The following is a 14,657-nucleotide window of genomic DNA, read 5'->3' on the forward strand; positions in this document are numbered from 1 at the left end:
AGTTCTAACCGTTCGAAATCTCGACCAGCCTGTCGAGCACTTTCAGCGCGCGGCCGCTGTCGATGGCCTGCGCCGCCGTCACCATGCCGTCGGCAAGTGTCGTCGCCTTGCCGGCCACCACCAGCCCGGCGCCGGCATTCATCAGCACCGTGTCGCGAAAGGCGCCAGCGGCGCCGCCCAGCATGTCGCGCAGTGCCTGGGCATTGTGGGCGGCGTCGCCGCCGCGCAACTCGTCCTTGGTGTGACGCTTCAGCCCGACCGCTTCCGGGGTCAGCACAAAGCTGCGGATCTCGCCGCCGGCCAATTCGGCGACCTGCGTCTCGCCGGTGGTGGTGATCTCGTCATAACCGTCGCCATGGACGACCCAGGCATGGTCGGCACCAAGCTCCTTCAACGTTTCTGCCACCGGCATGATCCATTCGGGCAGGAACACGCCGACCATCTGCCGTCTGACACTGGCCGGATTGGAAAGCGGACCCAGCAGGTTGAAGATGGTGCGGGTGCCGAGCTCGACCCGGGTCGGGCCGACATGCTTCATCGCCGGGTGGTGCGCCGGCGCGAACATGAAGCCAACTCCGGCCTCGTGGATGCAGCGGCCGATCGTCTCCGGAGGGATGTCGATCTTGACGCCCAACGCGATCAGAACATCGGCGGCGCCGGTCAGCGAGGACAGTCCGCGATTGCCGTGCTTGGCGACGGGCACGCCGCTGCCGGCGGTGACGAAGGCGGATGCGGTCGAAATGTTGACGCTGTGCGAATTGTCGCCGCCGGTGCCGACAATGTCGATGGCGCCCTCGGGGGCTTCGACGCGCAGCATCTTGGCGCGCATGGTGGCGACGGCGCCGGCGATCTCGCTGACGGTCTCACCGCGCACCCGCAATGCCATCAGGAAGCCGCCGATCTGGCCGGGGGTGGCGTCACCGGACATGATGATGTCGAAGGCCTCGCGCGCCTCCTCGAAGGAAAGAGCGCTACCGGCGGCGACCTTGGCGATGTGGATCTTCAGCGCGCTCATCTGGCCAGGGCTTGGGTTACGGCCGTCTGATCGATGCGGACGTCATATTGCGTCTGCAACTGCGCCACCAACTGGTCGAGCAGGTCGTCGGACATACCGGAGGTGAAGGATTTCTGCGCGTCCTGGGGTACTGAGTTGGCGTCGGCCCCGGCGGGCTCGAATACCTCGGCAACCTTGAACAGGATCTGTCCGTCGCCCGTGGGCGAGGGGATTAGCCCGGTGCCGCCTTCGCCGACGCCGAACATCGCGGCGGCCCCTTCCTTGCCGAAATCGACGTCGTCAGCATCGCGCTTGACACCGCGCTTGGTCTGCTTTTCGAGCTTGAGCTCACCGGCGATCACCTCGAGCGTGGCGCCGGCCTTGAGACGCTTCTCGAGCTCTTGTGCCTTTGCGGTAAGCCGTTTGGTGGTCTCCGCCGCGGTCCAGTCGGCCACGACCTTCTGGCGGACTTCGTCCAGCGTGCGGTCGCGGGCCGGCGTGATCGCGCTCACGTCGTAGAAGACGAAGCCGTTATCGGCGGTGGTGAGGCCTTCATTGTCGGTTCCGGGTTCGGATTCGAACACCGCCTTGATGAGCGCCGGCGATTCCGGCAGGTCTTTGACGATGCTTTCATCCGGCCTTCGGCCGGTGCGGTCGATGGCGTCGATGGTAACGACCTTCAGCTTCAATTTGGCAGCTGCCTCAGCGAGCGAACTGCCGGAGGCGCGAGTATCCTCGTAATTGTCGTGCACGTCCAGCAAGATGCGACTTGCCTCGCCCAGTGCCAGATCCTTGCGGATCTGCTCGGACACTTCGGCCAGCGGCTTCACCACTTCGGGCTTGATCTCGGTGACGCGCAGCAGAACGGGGCCAAAGGCGCCCTGTACGACCGGGCTGACTTCATTGGCGTTGAGCTTGAAGGCAGCATCGGCAACCGCCTTGTCGGCGATCTTGTCCTTGGCCAGCGTGCCGAGCAGGGTGTCGGCCGGCGTCTTGCCTTCGGCGGCGACGATCTTGTCGAAGGTCGCGCCGGTCCTGAGCGAATCGAGCGCCGCCTTGGCAGCATCAGGCGTCTTGAACACAAGCTGCTCGATGGTGCGCATCTCGGGCGTGGTGTAGCGCGCCTTGTTCTTGTTGTAGTCGTCGCTGACCTGTTGATCGGTCACTGCGCTCAAATCCATGATGTCTTCCGGTTCGAGCCTGACATAGGAGAACTTACGGTATTCGGGCGCGGCGTAGGTTTTCTTGTTCTCCCCGAAATAGGCCGAAAGCACGCTGTCGGACGGCGCTTCTATCGGTTCGACCAGCGATTTCGGCAAGGTCAGGTAGTCGATTGTGCGATCTTCGCCGCGATAGAGCGCGACCGCCTTGAAGAATGTATCCGGGGCTTTGAGGCCATCCGAAACCGCCTCGACGATCTGCTGGCGGACCGCCACCTGGGCGCGGTTTTTCAGATAGTCCTCCGGCCGCATGCCGATCTGCCGGAGCAGGTACTCGAAGGTTCGCCTGTCGAAGGTTCCGCCAGGCCCTTTGAACGCCGGGTCTTCGCGGGTCAGTTCGGCCAGCCGGTCCTTGGACAGGCCAAGGCCGAGCTTGCGGGCCTGCTCGTCGAGGACGGCGCCCGAGACGAGTTGCGCCAGCACCTGGTTGTCGATGCCGAGCGCCGTCGCCTGCTCACGGCTGATGCGCTGGCCGAATTGCTGCGACATTACGCTGAGCTGGCGATCGTAGGCGAGGCGGTATTCGTTGATCGAGACCTTGGTGCCTCCGGCCGTAATCACGGCGTCATGGCCGGCAAGACCGCCCATCAGCCGCCCCGAGATGCCCCAGACGGCGAAGCTCAACACCAACAATGACAGCAGCAGTTTCGCGACCCAGGTCCCCGCCGCGCTTCTCAACATACCAAGCATGAGTACTTCCGATTTTTGCGCATTTCGCATGCGCCGAGTCTGAAACAAGCGCAATAGCGCCCTTCCTGCTCACTGTCGATTGCTTTGTGGCCTGATTTTGATAGTGAGAGCCAGCTGGAAATTGCCCGGAGAAACAAATCCCATGACGCCTGGAATCCGCCCGCTCGTCGCCGGCAACTGGAAAATGAACGGGACCAGCGCCTCGCTCAACGAGCTCAGGATGATCGGCAACGGCTTCATGAGCGGGCTCGACGCCGAGACCGAAGCCGTGGTCTGCGTGCCGGCGACCTTGCTTGCGCACGCCGCCGAGATTCTGTCGCGCACGCCGGTCCGGGCCGGTGGTGAGGATTGCCACACCGAGGAAAGCGGCGCCTATACCGGCTGTATTTCGGCGGAGATGCTGAAGGATGCAGGCGCCAGCCATGTCATCGTCGGCCATTCCGAATGCCGTGCTGATCGCAAGGAGAACGATGCCATAGTGCAGGCCAAGGCCTCCGCCGCATGGCGCGCCGGGCTGGTGGCTATCATCTGCATTGGTGAGACAAGAGCCGAACGCGAAGCAGGAGCCACGCTTGACGTGCTGTCGCGCCAGGTTGCGGGCTCGGTACCGCCAAACGCCACGGCGTCCAACAGCGTCATTGCCTATGAGCCGGTATGGGCGATCGGCACCGGCTTGACCCCGACCGCCGCCGACGTCGCCGAGGCGCATGCGCATATCCGTGAAGAACTGGCGCGGAAGCTTGGCAATACGGCGGCCAAGATGCGCATTCTCTACGGCGGCTCGGTCAAGCCGTCCAACGCCGTCGAGTTGCTCGGCGTCAGGAATGTCGACGGCGCGCTGGTCGGCGGCGCCAGCCTGAAGGCAGCGGACTTCCTCGGCATCGCGGAAGCCTATCGAAACATCGCTTGATACCGGGACTGCTTGCCGGATTTGAGCGGACGGCCGGCGCCAGAATCGTTGCAAAGGACGCATTGCTTCCCATATTCCGGCCACGGGCTTGGAAATGCCGTCAAAGCATTGTATTGAGCCGCCTCCAAATCAGCGGCCGCGCAAGGCCTTGCCAGGATAAATTATGGAAACCGTACTGATCGTCGTCCACCTCATGGTCGTGCTCGCGCTTGTCGGCGTGGTGCTGCTGCAGCGCTCCGAAGGCGGCGGTCTCGGCATCGGCGGCGGATCGGGCTTCATGACCGCGCGTGGCGCCGCCAATGCGCTGACGCGGGCGACAGCGATCCTGGCCGCGGCTTTCTTCGTCACTTCGCTGACACTGTCGATCGTCGCGCGCTATGGCGAGAAGCCGATCGACATTCTCGATCGCGTCCCGGCGAGCTCGGACGGGGCAGGCAAGGGCGTACTCAACCAATTGCCCGGCACCACGACGCCGCCTTCAGGCAACACGGCGCCGACCCCGCCGTCCGGCAATGGCGCGGCAACGACGCCTCCGGCAACAGCCCCGGCGACGCCGCCAGCGACAAACGGCGCCACCGCGCCGGCCACGCCGCAGGTCCCCAACCAGTAATCGGGCATCTGATGCCGCGATCTGTTGTCGTTTGAACACAGTCGCGGCAAATGCCGCACAATCACGAAGATTCGACCGCGCCCTACGCTTGAGGCGCTTCCGGCTAATCGATTATACATTGCGCGCGGCATTTTCGGCGTCCTTGGGGGGCGCCGGGCGACGTCGTGGGCAACAAGCATTGAACGATCGGATCTTCCCCATGCAGCTTCGCAGCTTCATTTTTGCCGGCCTTTGTGCCGTGCTCAGCCTAGGTGCGCCCGCTTACGCGGCTATGCCGACGGCAAATTCGGCTCATAAAGCCGCGACAACAACTGACGTCGTCAACGTCGCTGCCAAAAGCGATGCGGCGCAATTGAAGCTTCTCAAGAAGAAGAAAGATCCGACGCCGGACGACCTTGCGCAGATCCGCAAGATCGAAGCCAAGATCGCAGCCGACAAGGAAGCCGCTCGCGCCAAGGCACTCGAAGCCAGGAAGCTGGCGATGCGCGAGGCGGCGAAAGCCAAGGCCGATGCGGAACGGCAGGCATTCCTTGCCAAGGAGAGCCAGCCGGTCGCGGCGGTCAAGGTGGCTGATGCCAAGCCGGCCAAGAAGAAGACCGTCAACATCATCGAACCGATCGCACCCATCGCGCCGATCCAGTCGGCCGAGCCGATCCCGGCCGAGGCCATGAACGTTGCGCTGACCGGCAACAATGGCGAATTGCGCAGCGAACCGGTCGGGCAGAAGCCGCAGAGCGTCGGGCTGTTCGCGGGACTGTTCGGCGGCACATCCTCTTCATCGATGTCGCTGCTTCCTGAGACGCGCGCGCTCGACGCCGCGCTCGAAAGGAAGCAGGCCAAGCGCCAGTTCAAGGTCAAGCCGGAATTCGTGCCGCAGGAGGTCGAATTCACCGGCTACAACCCCGGCACCATCGTCATCGATACCAGCGCCCGCCGTCTCTACCTCGTCGAATCATCGTCAACCGCCCGCCGTTATGCCATTGCGGTCGGCCGCGAAGGCCTGCAGTTCAAGGGGACGGTTGCCGTCGGCGACAAGCAGGAATGGCCGCGCTGGATTCCGACGCTGGATATGCAAAAGCGCGAACCCAAGCATTATGGGCAGTACAAGGACGGTATGCCCGGCGGCGGCGACAATCCGCTCGGTGCGCGCGCCATCTATCTCTACGATGGCAAGAAGGATACCCATCTGCGCATCCACGGTACCATTGCACCGCAGTCGATCGGAACCAGCGCCTCCAATGGCTGCTTCCGCATGATCAACGAGCACGTCATGGACCTCTACCGCCGGGTGAAAGTAGGCACCAAGGTAGTCATCATCTGACGCTTTACAGATCGTGCCAAAAGGGCCGGCCTCGCCGGCCCTTTTGTTTTGATACGTCCATGACCAGAGCGCCTTCTTGGGAAAAAGCCTTCGCGGCGGTTTTTTCTCTGGCGGAATCAATTCGGCCGCGTTAAGCGATGACTCCCATGGCGCGATATGTATTCATCACAGGCGGCGTGGTTTCCTCACTTGGAAAAGGCATTGCTGCAGCGGCCCTTGGGGCTCTCTTGCAGGCGCGAGGCTATCGCGCACGCATCAAAAAGCTCGATCCCTATCTCAATGTCGATCCCGGCACGATGTCGCCCTACCAGCACGGCGAAGTCTTCGTGACCGATGATGGGGCCGAGACCGATCTCGATCTTGGCCACTATGAACGCTTCACCGGCCGCTCGGCCAACCAGCAGGACAACATCACCACCGGCCGCATCTACAAGAACATCATCGAGCGTGAGCGGCGCGGCGACTATCTCGGCGCCACCGTGCAGGTCATTCCGCACGTCACCGACGAGATCAAGAACTTCGTCCTCAACGGCAATGACGACTACGATTTCGTTCTGTGCGAGATCGGTGGCACCGTCGGCGACATCGAGGCGATGCCGTTCCTGGAGGCGATCCGCCAGCTCGGTAACGACCTGCCGCGCAACAACGCCGTCTACGTCCACCTGACCTTGATGCCTTACATTCCGACGGCGGGCGAACTGAAGACCAAGCCGACACAGCATTCGGTCAAGGAGTTGCGCGGCATCGGCATTGCGCCTGATATCCTGCTGGTCCGCGCCGACCGGCCGATCCCCAAGGAAGAGCGCAGAAAACTGTCGCTGTTCTGCAACGTGCGAGAAAGCGCCGTCATCCAGGCGCTCGACGTGCCGCATATCTACGACGTGCCGATGGCCTATCACAATGAAGGGCTGGATTCGGAAGTGCTGGCCGCCTTCGGCATCGATCCGGCGCCGAAGCCGCGCATGGAACGATGGCAAGCGGTGTCCAACCGCATCCACAATCCGGAAGGCGAGGTGACTATCGCCGTCGTCGGCAAATATACCGGCCTCAAGGATGCCTACAAATCGCTGATCGAGGCGCTGTCGCATGGCGGCCTCGCCAACCGGGTCAAGGTCAAGCTCGACTGGATCGAAAGCGAGATATTCGAGAAGGAAGACCCGGCGCCGTGGCTGGAAAAGGTCCATGGCATTCTCGTCCCCGGCGGTTTTGGCGAGCGCGGCTCGGAGGGCAAGATCCTGGCGGCGAAGTTCGCGCGCGAGCGCAAGGTGCCGTATTTCGGCATCTGCTTCGGCATGCAGATGGCCTGCATCGAGGCGGCTCGTTCGCTGGCCGGCGTCGAGCACGCATCATCGACCGAGTTCGGTCCAACCGAGGAGCCGGTCGTCGGCTTGATGACCGAATGGCTGAAGGGCAACATGCTGGAAAAGCGCAGGGAAACCGGCGACCTCGGCGGCACCATGCGGCTCGGTGCCTACCAGGCCGACCTCGCCAAGGGATCGAAGATCGCCGAGATCTATGGCGATACGCAGATTTCCGAACGCCATCGCCACCGCTATGAGGTCAATGTCGACTACAAGGAGCGGCTCGAGGATTGCGGCCTGGTGTTTGCCGGCATGTCGCCGGATGGCGTGCTGCCGGAAACGGTCGAATATCCCGACCATCCCTGGTTCATCGGCGTGCAGTATCATCCCGAGTTGAAAAGCCGGCCGCTCGATCCGCACCCGCTGTTTGCCAGCTTCATCGAGGCGGCGGTAGAGCAGTCGCGGCTGGTCTAGATTAGCCGCCGATGCGAACTTACGTCGCGCTGCTCTACAGCATCATCCTGGGCGAGGGGCGGCGGGTCGTCATGTCCGATCTCAAGGCGATGGCCGAAGGCCTGGGCCTGAACAACCCGCGCACACTGGTGGCGACCGGCAATCTGGTCTTCGAGGCGCAGGAGACAGAACTCGCGGCGTTGGAGCAGCGGCTGGAGGCGGCGTTCGCAAAGACTTTTGGCCGCCATGTCGACATCATCGTGCGCCGCGCCGACGGCTGGCTGAGGCTGGCGGCCGGCAATCCGTTCCCAGCCGAATCGGCTAAAGCCGCGGACCAGGTGGCGGTGCGCGTGATGCGGGCGCCTGTTTCCCCCGATGCGGTCTCTGCGCTGCAGGCCTATATCGGCAGGAATGAAAAGCTGCAGGCGGTCGGCGGCGACATCTGGATCGTCTTTTCGCGCGAGACGCCGAGTTCGCGGCTGCTTGCGGCGGTGAGCCACAAACGCCTCGGCATCGGCACGTCGCGCAACTGGAACACCGTGCGCCGCCTGGCCGAGATGGTCGCAGAATGAACGGGGCGGCTTGCGCCGCCCCGAATCCGTTTAGGCCTTGGCCATCTTGGCCCAGGCGCCGAGTGCCATCGTACGCAGCACGTAATAGATGACGCCGGCAATTGCCACGCCGAAAAACCAGCCATAGACGCCCCACCAGGACGGCAGCAGGCCGGTGAAGTTGGGCAGGATCGACGAGAAGACCGCGCCAATACCGGCGGCGATGAAGGCATTGACATGCCAGCCGCCCTGGAAGCGGAATTCGCCATTCTCCCTGTAGAGCGCCTCGACATCGACCTCGCCCTTCCGGATCAGGTAGTAGTCGACCATCATCACGCCGAAGATCGGCCCCATCGTCGCGCCAATGATGTTGACGAAGGAGGCGGCACTGCCTTCCCAGGGCGCGAAGGGATAGAGCACTAGCGCGATCAGCGCCGCGATGTAGCCGCCCTTCTTGAAGTCGATCTGACGTGGAAAGACGTTGGAGAAGTCGAAGGCCGGCGACACGAAGTTTGCCACCACATTGATGCCAAGCGTCGCTACGGCAAAGGTCAGGGCCGCGAGCGCCGCCAGGAACCAGCTGTCGAATTTCGCCGAGATCTGGTCAGGATGCAGCAGCACCTCGCCATAGACGTCGAAGGCGGCGATTGTGGTGACGCCGGCGACCAGCGAGAACAGGATGAGATTGACCGGCAGGCCCCAGATGTTGCCCTTGCGCAGCGATGCCTTGTCCGGCGCATAACGGGCGAAATCGCAGAAGTTGAGGTAGAGCGCTGAGAAATAGGTCACCCAGATCGCCGCCACAGCAAACAGCGAGGTCCAGGAGCCCGGCGTGCCCGGCACGCCCGCGTCCTTGGTCTTTTCCAGCAGCACATCCATCGGGATGTCGCTGGTGAAGGCGAAGGTGCCTGCCTTGATGCAAAGATAGATCGCCAGGATCAGCATCATCACCCACACCGCCGGTCCGGCCCAATCCTGGAAGCGGCGCACCGTTTCCATGCCCCTCTGGATGATCAGGAGCTGCAGCGCCCAGATGACGGCGAAGCAGATCACCTCGAGCCCGGAGTGGCCGAGGAAATGTGTGCTCTGGTTGAAGTCGGCGAACCATTGCGAGCGGATCAGCAGGGCTACGATCGCGCCGGAGGCCGCCGCCGTCTGCGCGCCGTACCAGAAGCAGGCGACGATGGCACGCACCAGCGCCGGTATGTTGGCGCCCCAGATGCCGAAGGAGGCGCGCGCCAGGACCGGGTAGGGCACCCCGGTCTTCACGCCGGCATAGCCGACCATGTTCATCAACGCATAGATGATCAGCGAACCGATACCGATGGCGATGATGAAGTTGACGAAGCCGCCGCAGAACAGGAACAGGCTGGCAGCGAGATAGTAGCCCCACAGGCTGTGGACGTCCGACGTCCAGACGTTGAAGATCGAGAACGGTCCCCAGTTTCGAACCTTCGCCGGAGCGAGATCCTCATTGTACAGGTCCGGTGATGCGCCTTGTATGGTCATAGAGATGTCCTCCCCTTGTTACCGCACGCGCCTCCACGCGTGGCACGCAGGTTAAGCCTGACGCAGGGGAACCGGCAAGCAGACGATCTGCCGGCTTTGGGCTTAAAGATATTCAATGAGAAACGCGCTTATCGACCGGACGCTGCCGTGGCTGCGATATTGAGCTTCGCCCTTGATTCGGTCTCTGCCTTGTTGTCGGCCGGTCGAGCACCGGAGACCGGCGAGACTTCGAAATTGGCCCCGAGCCAGGCTATTGCGCCGGTCACGCCATCGAGGACATAGGTTGCGGCCGTCGGTCCGTTCGGCTTCACGCGGATCGAGATGCCGCCAATTTCGTTGATGGCCTCGAAACCGTGTTCGTCCGATGTGTCGTCTCCGAGGAATATCGGCCGCCGGCCGACAAAGGGCGGAATGTCCATGAAACGCCGGATGGCAGCACCTTTGACGGCTTCCAGAGGCATGAGCTCGACGCCGGCGTTTCCGGGAAGCACCCGATAACCCTTCGGAAGCCGGGCCAATGCCTGTTCGATCAACTGGATTGCCGGCGCAAGCAGTTGCGGCGCTGCTCTTGTATGGACGGCAAGGACCGGACCCTTGCGCTCGACATAGACCTTGCCGCTGCCCAGTTCGGCCTCGATCTCGTCGGCAAGGGCGGCGATGTCGGCAGGCGCGTCGGCGGCATCGATCGGACCCGTCGGCGTCAGCCGGTGCTCCAGCCCATAGAGGCCGGCGATCCTCAGCTTCAGCGGGTGGAACAGCTTGTCCACAGCGGGGATCGAGCGGCCGGTGATGAAGGCGACCGCACCATCCAGCCGCTGCTCGATGTGCCCAAGCAGATTGCGCAATTCCTCGCCGACCGACACCGCGTCGGGATGGGCAGCGTGTTCCAGCAGGGTTCCGTCGATGTCAAGGAAGAGCGCCCATTGCCCTTCCGGCAGGTCCGGCGCCGGCGGTTGTTCAAAGCTTTTCACGACGCTGCCTTCCGTGCCCGCTCGAACATCGAGATGACGTTGTTGGTGTTCGACGGCGGGCGCTCGCCAGTTCCGGTCACCCTGTCGAGATCGCCGCGTTTGCGCAGGCGCGCGGCATCCAGCAACATGCTGCCGGCCCAGCGGTAGACATTATTGTCGCGGACCATCTCGCGCATCGGCCGCAAACGCTCGCGCTGCTCTTCCGGCGTCATCGTCAGCGCCTGCAACAGCGCCTCGCTCATCATGGCTGCATCGTAGGGGTTGACGATCAGTGCCTCCAGCAATTCGCGCGAGGCGCCGGCGAAGGTGCTGAGCAAAAGCACGCCCTGTTCGTCGTCGCGCGCCGCGACGAATTCCTTGGCGACAAGGTTCATGCCGTCATGCAGGCTGGTGACCATGCAGATGTCGGCGGCGCGATAGACCTCGTAGACCTGCTCCTGCCGATGATGTTCGGCGACCATCAGGATAGGGCTGTATGTCTCGCTGCCATAGCGCCGGTTGAGCTCCTCGGCACAGCGGCGGCATTCGTCATGGAGTTGCTGGTAGGCCGGCAATGTCCCCCGGCTCGGCGCCGCGATCTGCAGGAAAACCACCTTGCCTATCCATTCGGGATATCTGGTGAACAATTCGTCCAAGGCATGGAAGCGATCGAGAATGCCTTTCGTGTAGTCGAGGCGCTCGACGCCAACGCATAGTTTGGTCTCCGCAGACAGGCCGAATCTATCGCGGACACGGGCGCGGCACTCCTCGACAGACGGCAAACTTGCCAGCAATTGGGCCGGCCATTCTATGGAAATGGGATAGGCGTGGACCAACGTGGTCTGTCCGCCATAGGAGATCGCCGCGTCGGCCCGTTCTATGCGGCTCTCCAGAAAGCGGTCGACACTTTCGGTGAAGTTGTTGGCATGGAACTGGGTATGAAAGCCGATGATCGAACTGCCGAGCAATCCCTCCAGGATCCGCTCACGCCACGGACAGATGCTGAACACTTCCGAATTGGGCCACGGGATGTGCCAGAAGGTGATGATGATGGCGTCCGGCAGGCGCTGGCGGATCATGCGCGGCAGCAGCGCGAAGTGGTAGTCCTGCACCAGCACGATCGGCCGCTCGTTGCGTGCTTCGGCAACCACCGTATCGGCGAACTTGCGGTTGACGGCCTCGTAGGCGTCCCAGTCCGAGGCGCGAAAGATCGGGCGGGTGAAGGCGATATGGCAAAGCGGCCATAGGCCCTCATTGGCGAAGCCCAGATAATAGCCCTGATATTCCTCCTCCGTCAGCCAGACCCTGCGCAGCGTGTAGGACGGATTGCCTGGCGGCACTTGCACCCGGTCGTCCTTGTCGACCGTGAGACGGTCTGCCGTTCCGCCGCCATAGGCGATCCAGGTTCCGGCACAGGCGCGAGTGATGGGCTCGAGTGCCGAAACCAGCCCGCTGGCCGGCACCAGAAGTTGGACCCCGTCATCCTTGATGTTGTGGATGTAAGGTTCGCGGTTGGACACGACGATGACCTGTGCGTCCGGCAGGTCGTCGGCCAGGATCTTACGCAATGTGTCGGGCGACCATGTGACCAGCGCCGCGTCGGCCGACTGGCCGTTCTTTTCGAACTCGCGCAGCACCTTGCGTGCCGCTTCCGATGCGACATCCTCGCTCGGCGTGTATGCGGCCGCCGTTGCGCGGCCGCGGCGCTGGCGGGATATCGATAGGAGAATGGCAAAAGCGGAAAAGCCAAAACTTGCAATCAGCAAAACCCAGAGCAGGTCTACAGTATAATCTGACATGGAATGTGATCTCGCCTCCGGCCGCCGATAGCCGTTTTTATTGGTTTTTCTGGTTCGCTGCCGTGCGACAACAACAGTTCCCACGCCGCCCATTTTTGCAACGCACAAAGAGGCTATCGGTTCCGGACGATTGCGGTGCCGCGCGTCGTTTTCGATGCGCCGCAGCGAGGCGGCGTCAGGTGCGCACGATGAGCGGTACCATCCCCTCATACCGATCGGCGAGAAAGGCGACGACCCGACCACCGACACGCTGGAATGTGAGGTCGACCACCACCGAGCCGACACCCAGATGCCGCAGTGTCAGCGTGTCGATGCCGATCGGCAGCCTCGGGCGGGTGACCCGGATTTCACCGTCCCAGCCATCGATTTCCAGGCCAAGGCAGGCCTGCATCAACATGAAGGCCGATCCCGCCGACCAGGCCTGCGGCAGGCACGCGACGGGATAGGCGATCGGCGCTTCGCCCGGCGACCTGGTAAAGCCGCAGAACAGTTCCGGCAGCCGCATGTTGAAATGGACAGCCGACTCGAACGTGCCGCTCATCAGCCGCACCACGCTGTCGCGTACGCCATAACGTGCCAGGCCGGCACCGCACATGGCAGTGTCGTGCGGCCAGATCGAACCGTTGTGGTAAGACATGGGATTGAAGAATATCGCATCGTCGGCCAGCGTCCTGACGCCCCAACCCGAGTGGAACGACGCCGAGAGCAGCTGATCGGCGACCAACTGCGCCCGTTCCGGCTCGGGCAGCCCGACATAGAGGAGATGGCCGGCATTCGACGTCCGTACCTTGCAGACCTCGCCGGCACCGTCGATCGCCATGGCGTAGAAATTGAGATCGTCCATCCAGAAATGGCGTTCGACCGCGGTGCGCATGGTTTCGGCGCGTTCGTCCCAATGATCGGCCTTGTCGTCCTCGCCACGGCGGCGGGCGAGCGCTGCCAGACCACGGAACGCAGCAAAGACATAGCCTTGCACCTCCACCAGGGCGATCGGCCCCTTGGGCATGCGACCGTCGGCATGGAAGACCGAATCGAAGCTGTCTTTCCAGCCCTGGTTGGCGAGGCCGGACTCGGCGCCGCGCTGATAGGTAACGAAGCCGGTCGCGCGGCTTATCTCTTCGGTCCATTCGGCCGCAGCACAGAGCGATGGCCACAGGCTGTCGAGGAACGCCATGTCGCCGGTACGATCCGCATAGGCACAAGCGAGATGAATGTAGAGCGGCGTGGTGTCGACACCGCCGTAATAGCGGCCAAACGGGAGCTCCCGCAGTGCCGCCATCTCGCCCTTGCGGGTCTCGTGCATGATCTTGCCCGGCTGTGAATCGCTGAACGGCGACGTTTCGGTTGCCTGATGCTGGGCGAGAAAGGCGAGCACGCCACGCGCCAGCCCGGGATTCAACCACAGCATCTGCAGTGCGGAGATCACCCCATCGCGGCCAAACGCCGTCGAGAACCAGGGTATGCCGGCATAGGGGTAAGGTCCGGTTGCAAGCTCGGTGGTCAGCAACGCCACGTCCGCGCGCGCGCGCTCGATCCAGTCGTTGAAGACGCGGCCAGAGCTGTGCACCGTCGCGCCGTGGCGGCGTTTGGCGCGCATGCCGAAGCGAGCGCGGGCGGCGGCAGCCCGAAAACGGTCGCGGTCGGGTGTCTCCGCCACTTCCGGGCCGACTTCGATATAGAGGACCTCGCTGCTGCGCTTAGTCACCGCAATCAGGAAATCCGCACGGTTGGTGGTCAAATTGTCCGGGGCTTGCGAGAACGAGATCGCCGACAGGCGCACAAGCTGGTCCAGCCCGTCATATCGAAGCACCACGGACGTCGGACTGGTCTCGGCGGCATGGGCTATCCCGCGCTTGGGCCGGGTCGAGCCGCGCACCTCGAACATGTCACGGAAATCTGCTGCGAAATGCAAGGAAACCCGAATGGCCGACGATTCCTGGCTGTAGTTGGAAAGGGTGATGCGCTCGAACAGCCGGTCCTGCCAAAGCAGCCTGACGCGTTCTATGTGGATCGCGCCCTGCGGAATATCCCGGCCACCGACACTCTGAATCGGCAGATTGGTCAGGTTCGAGGTGAAAAGCACATTGTCCTGGCTGAGCGATGCGCCGAGCAGTGACATTTGCCGGCCACCGACCGTCAACCGAAATTCCGAAAGCACACGCGTGTCGTCTCGGAAAAAGCCGTCGCCGGCGCCGCGGATGTCGCCATAGGCGTCGGCCACCGCGAAGCAGTCGCCTTGCTTGAGGGCGAACAGCCGGTGCGGCTCCCGAGGCGCGACCTCGTCGAGAGAGGCAAGGGCTACGGCGGGATCAAGCTTACGCTCGTCGAGTTGATTCATTCGTCACAAAC

Annotated in this window: 11 protein-coding genes; 5 read left to right on the forward strand and 6 right to left on the reverse strand. The window is 63.0% G+C overall.

The genetic code is table 11. The features are described from left to right. Positions 1 to 4: 4 nt before the first annotated feature. The gene (trpD, locus tag NKI50_RS12125) at positions 5 to 1,015 is read right to left on the reverse strand and encodes an anthranilate phosphoribosyltransferase (RefSeq protein ID WP_023717710.1); all 1,011 of its coding nucleotides are present in this window, start codon (positions 1,013 to 1,015) and stop codon (positions 5 to 7) included. Next, the gene (locus NKI50_RS12130; protein WP_023717709.1) at positions 1,012 to 2,904 is read right to left on the reverse strand and encodes a SurA N-terminal domain-containing protein; all 1,893 of its coding nucleotides are present in this window, start codon (positions 2,902 to 2,904) and stop codon (positions 1,012 to 1,014) included. Before NKI50_RS12130 ends, trpD begins: the two co-directional genes overlap by 4 nt. A gap of 142 nt (positions 2,905 to 3,046) precedes the next feature. On the opposite strand from NKI50_RS12130, the gene tpiA reads away from it, so the two are divergent. The 5 genes from tpiA (at position 3,047) to NKI50_RS12155 (ending at position 8,071) form a co-directional block, all read left to right on the forward strand. Next, positions 3,047 to 3,814 (forward strand): triose-phosphate isomerase, encoded by a 768-nt coding sequence (tpiA, locus tag NKI50_RS12135; RefSeq protein WP_023717708.1) that lies wholly within the window; start codon positions 3,047 to 3,049, stop codon positions 3,812 to 3,814. A gap of 163 nt (positions 3,815 to 3,977) precedes the next feature. After that, positions 3,978 to 4,424 carry a preprotein translocase subunit SecG gene (gene secG, locus NKI50_RS12140; RefSeq protein WP_023717707.1) on the forward strand — a complete coding sequence of 149 codons (447 nt, stop codon included), beginning with the start codon at positions 3,978 to 3,980 and terminating at the stop codon, positions 4,422 to 4,424. A gap of 199 nt (positions 4,425 to 4,623) precedes the next feature. Beyond that, a complete protein-coding gene (locus NKI50_RS12145; protein WP_023717706.1) occupies positions 4,624 to 5,745 on the forward strand; it encodes a L,D-transpeptidase in 1,122 nt (373 codons plus the stop codon). Positions 5,746 to 5,891: 146 nt separating this feature from the next. Then, positions 5,892 to 7,520: a CTP synthase gene (gene pyrG / locus NKI50_RS12150; protein WP_352448839.1), complete on the forward strand. Its 1,629-nt coding sequence runs from the start codon at positions 5,892 to 5,894 to the stop codon at positions 7,518 to 7,520. 11 nt (positions 7,521 to 7,531) lie between these two features. Next, a complete protein-coding gene (locus NKI50_RS12155; protein WP_023717705.1) occupies positions 7,532 to 8,071 on the forward strand; it encodes a DUF1697 domain-containing protein in 540 nt (179 codons plus the stop codon). A gap of 30 nt (positions 8,072 to 8,101) precedes the next feature. Here NKI50_RS12155 and NKI50_RS12160 read toward each other — a convergent pair whose 3' ends face one another. From NKI50_RS12160 to NKI50_RS12175, 4 genes are all read right to left on the reverse strand, one after another. After that, a complete protein-coding gene (locus NKI50_RS12160; protein ID WP_352482653.1) occupies positions 8,102 to 9,559 on the reverse strand; it encodes an NCS1 family nucleobase:cation symporter-1 in 1,458 nt (485 codons plus the stop codon). Positions 9,560 to 9,687: 128 nt separating this feature from the next. Further along, on the reverse strand, positions 9,688 to 10,530 hold the full coding sequence (otsB, locus tag NKI50_RS12165; RefSeq protein ID WP_023717704.1) for a trehalose-phosphatase: 843 nt from the start codon (positions 10,528 to 10,530) through the stop codon (positions 9,688 to 9,690). Then, positions 10,527 to 12,308, reverse strand: coding sequence for an alpha,alpha-trehalose-phosphate synthase (UDP-forming) (locus tag NKI50_RS12170; protein WP_352482652.1), 1,782 nt, complete (start codon positions 12,306 to 12,308; stop codon positions 10,527 to 10,529). Before NKI50_RS12170 ends, otsB begins: the two co-directional genes overlap by 4 nt. A 175-nt stretch (positions 12,309 to 12,483) precedes the next feature. Then, entirely contained in the window at positions 12,484 to 14,646 is a 2,163-nt protein-coding gene (locus NKI50_RS12175) for an amylo-alpha-1,6-glucosidase (RefSeq protein WP_352640910.1), read from the reverse strand. Positions 14,647 to 14,657 lie beyond the last annotated feature (11 nt).

Origin of the sequence: Mesorhizobium sp. M0563, assembly GCF_040321065.1 — a bacterium.
GTDB lineage: Bacteria > Pseudomonadota > Alphaproteobacteria > Rhizobiales > Rhizobiaceae > Mesorhizobium.

Excerpts from the sequence above, each read along its gene's own strand:
- trpD (WP_023717710.1), bottom strand. The coding sequence starts at position 1,015 with ATGAGCGCGCTGAAGATCCACATCGCCAAGGTCGCCGCCGGTAGCGCT.
- NKI50_RS12130 (WP_023717709.1), bottom strand. The coding sequence starts at position 2,904 with ATGCTTGGTATGTTGAGAAGCGCGGCGGGGACCTGGGTCGCGAAACTG.
- tpiA (WP_023717708.1), top strand. The coding sequence starts at position 3,047 with ATGACGCCTGGAATCCGCCCGCTCGTCGCCGGCAACTGGAAAATGAAC.
- secG (WP_023717707.1), top strand. The coding sequence starts at position 3,978 with ATGGAAACCGTACTGATCGTCGTCCACCTCATGGTCGTGCTCGCGCTT.
- NKI50_RS12145 (WP_023717706.1), top strand. The coding sequence starts at position 4,624 with ATGCAGCTTCGCAGCTTCATTTTTGCCGGCCTTTGTGCCGTGCTCAGC.
- pyrG (WP_352448839.1), top strand. The coding sequence starts at position 5,892 with ATGGCGCGATATGTATTCATCACAGGCGGCGTGGTTTCCTCACTTGGA.
- NKI50_RS12155 (WP_023717705.1), top strand. The coding sequence starts at position 7,532 with ATGCGAACTTACGTCGCGCTGCTCTACAGCATCATCCTGGGCGAGGGG.
- NKI50_RS12160 (WP_352482653.1), bottom strand. The coding sequence starts at position 9,559 with ATGACCATACAAGGCGCATCACCGGACCTGTACAATGAGGATCTCGCT.
- NKI50_RS12170 (WP_352482652.1), bottom strand. The coding sequence starts at position 12,308 with ATGTCAGATTATACTGTAGACCTGCTCTGGGTTTTGCTGATTGCAAGT.
- NKI50_RS12175 (WP_352640910.1), bottom strand. The coding sequence starts at position 14,646 with ATGAATCAACTCGACGAGCGTAAGCTTGATCCCGCCGTAGCCCTTGCC.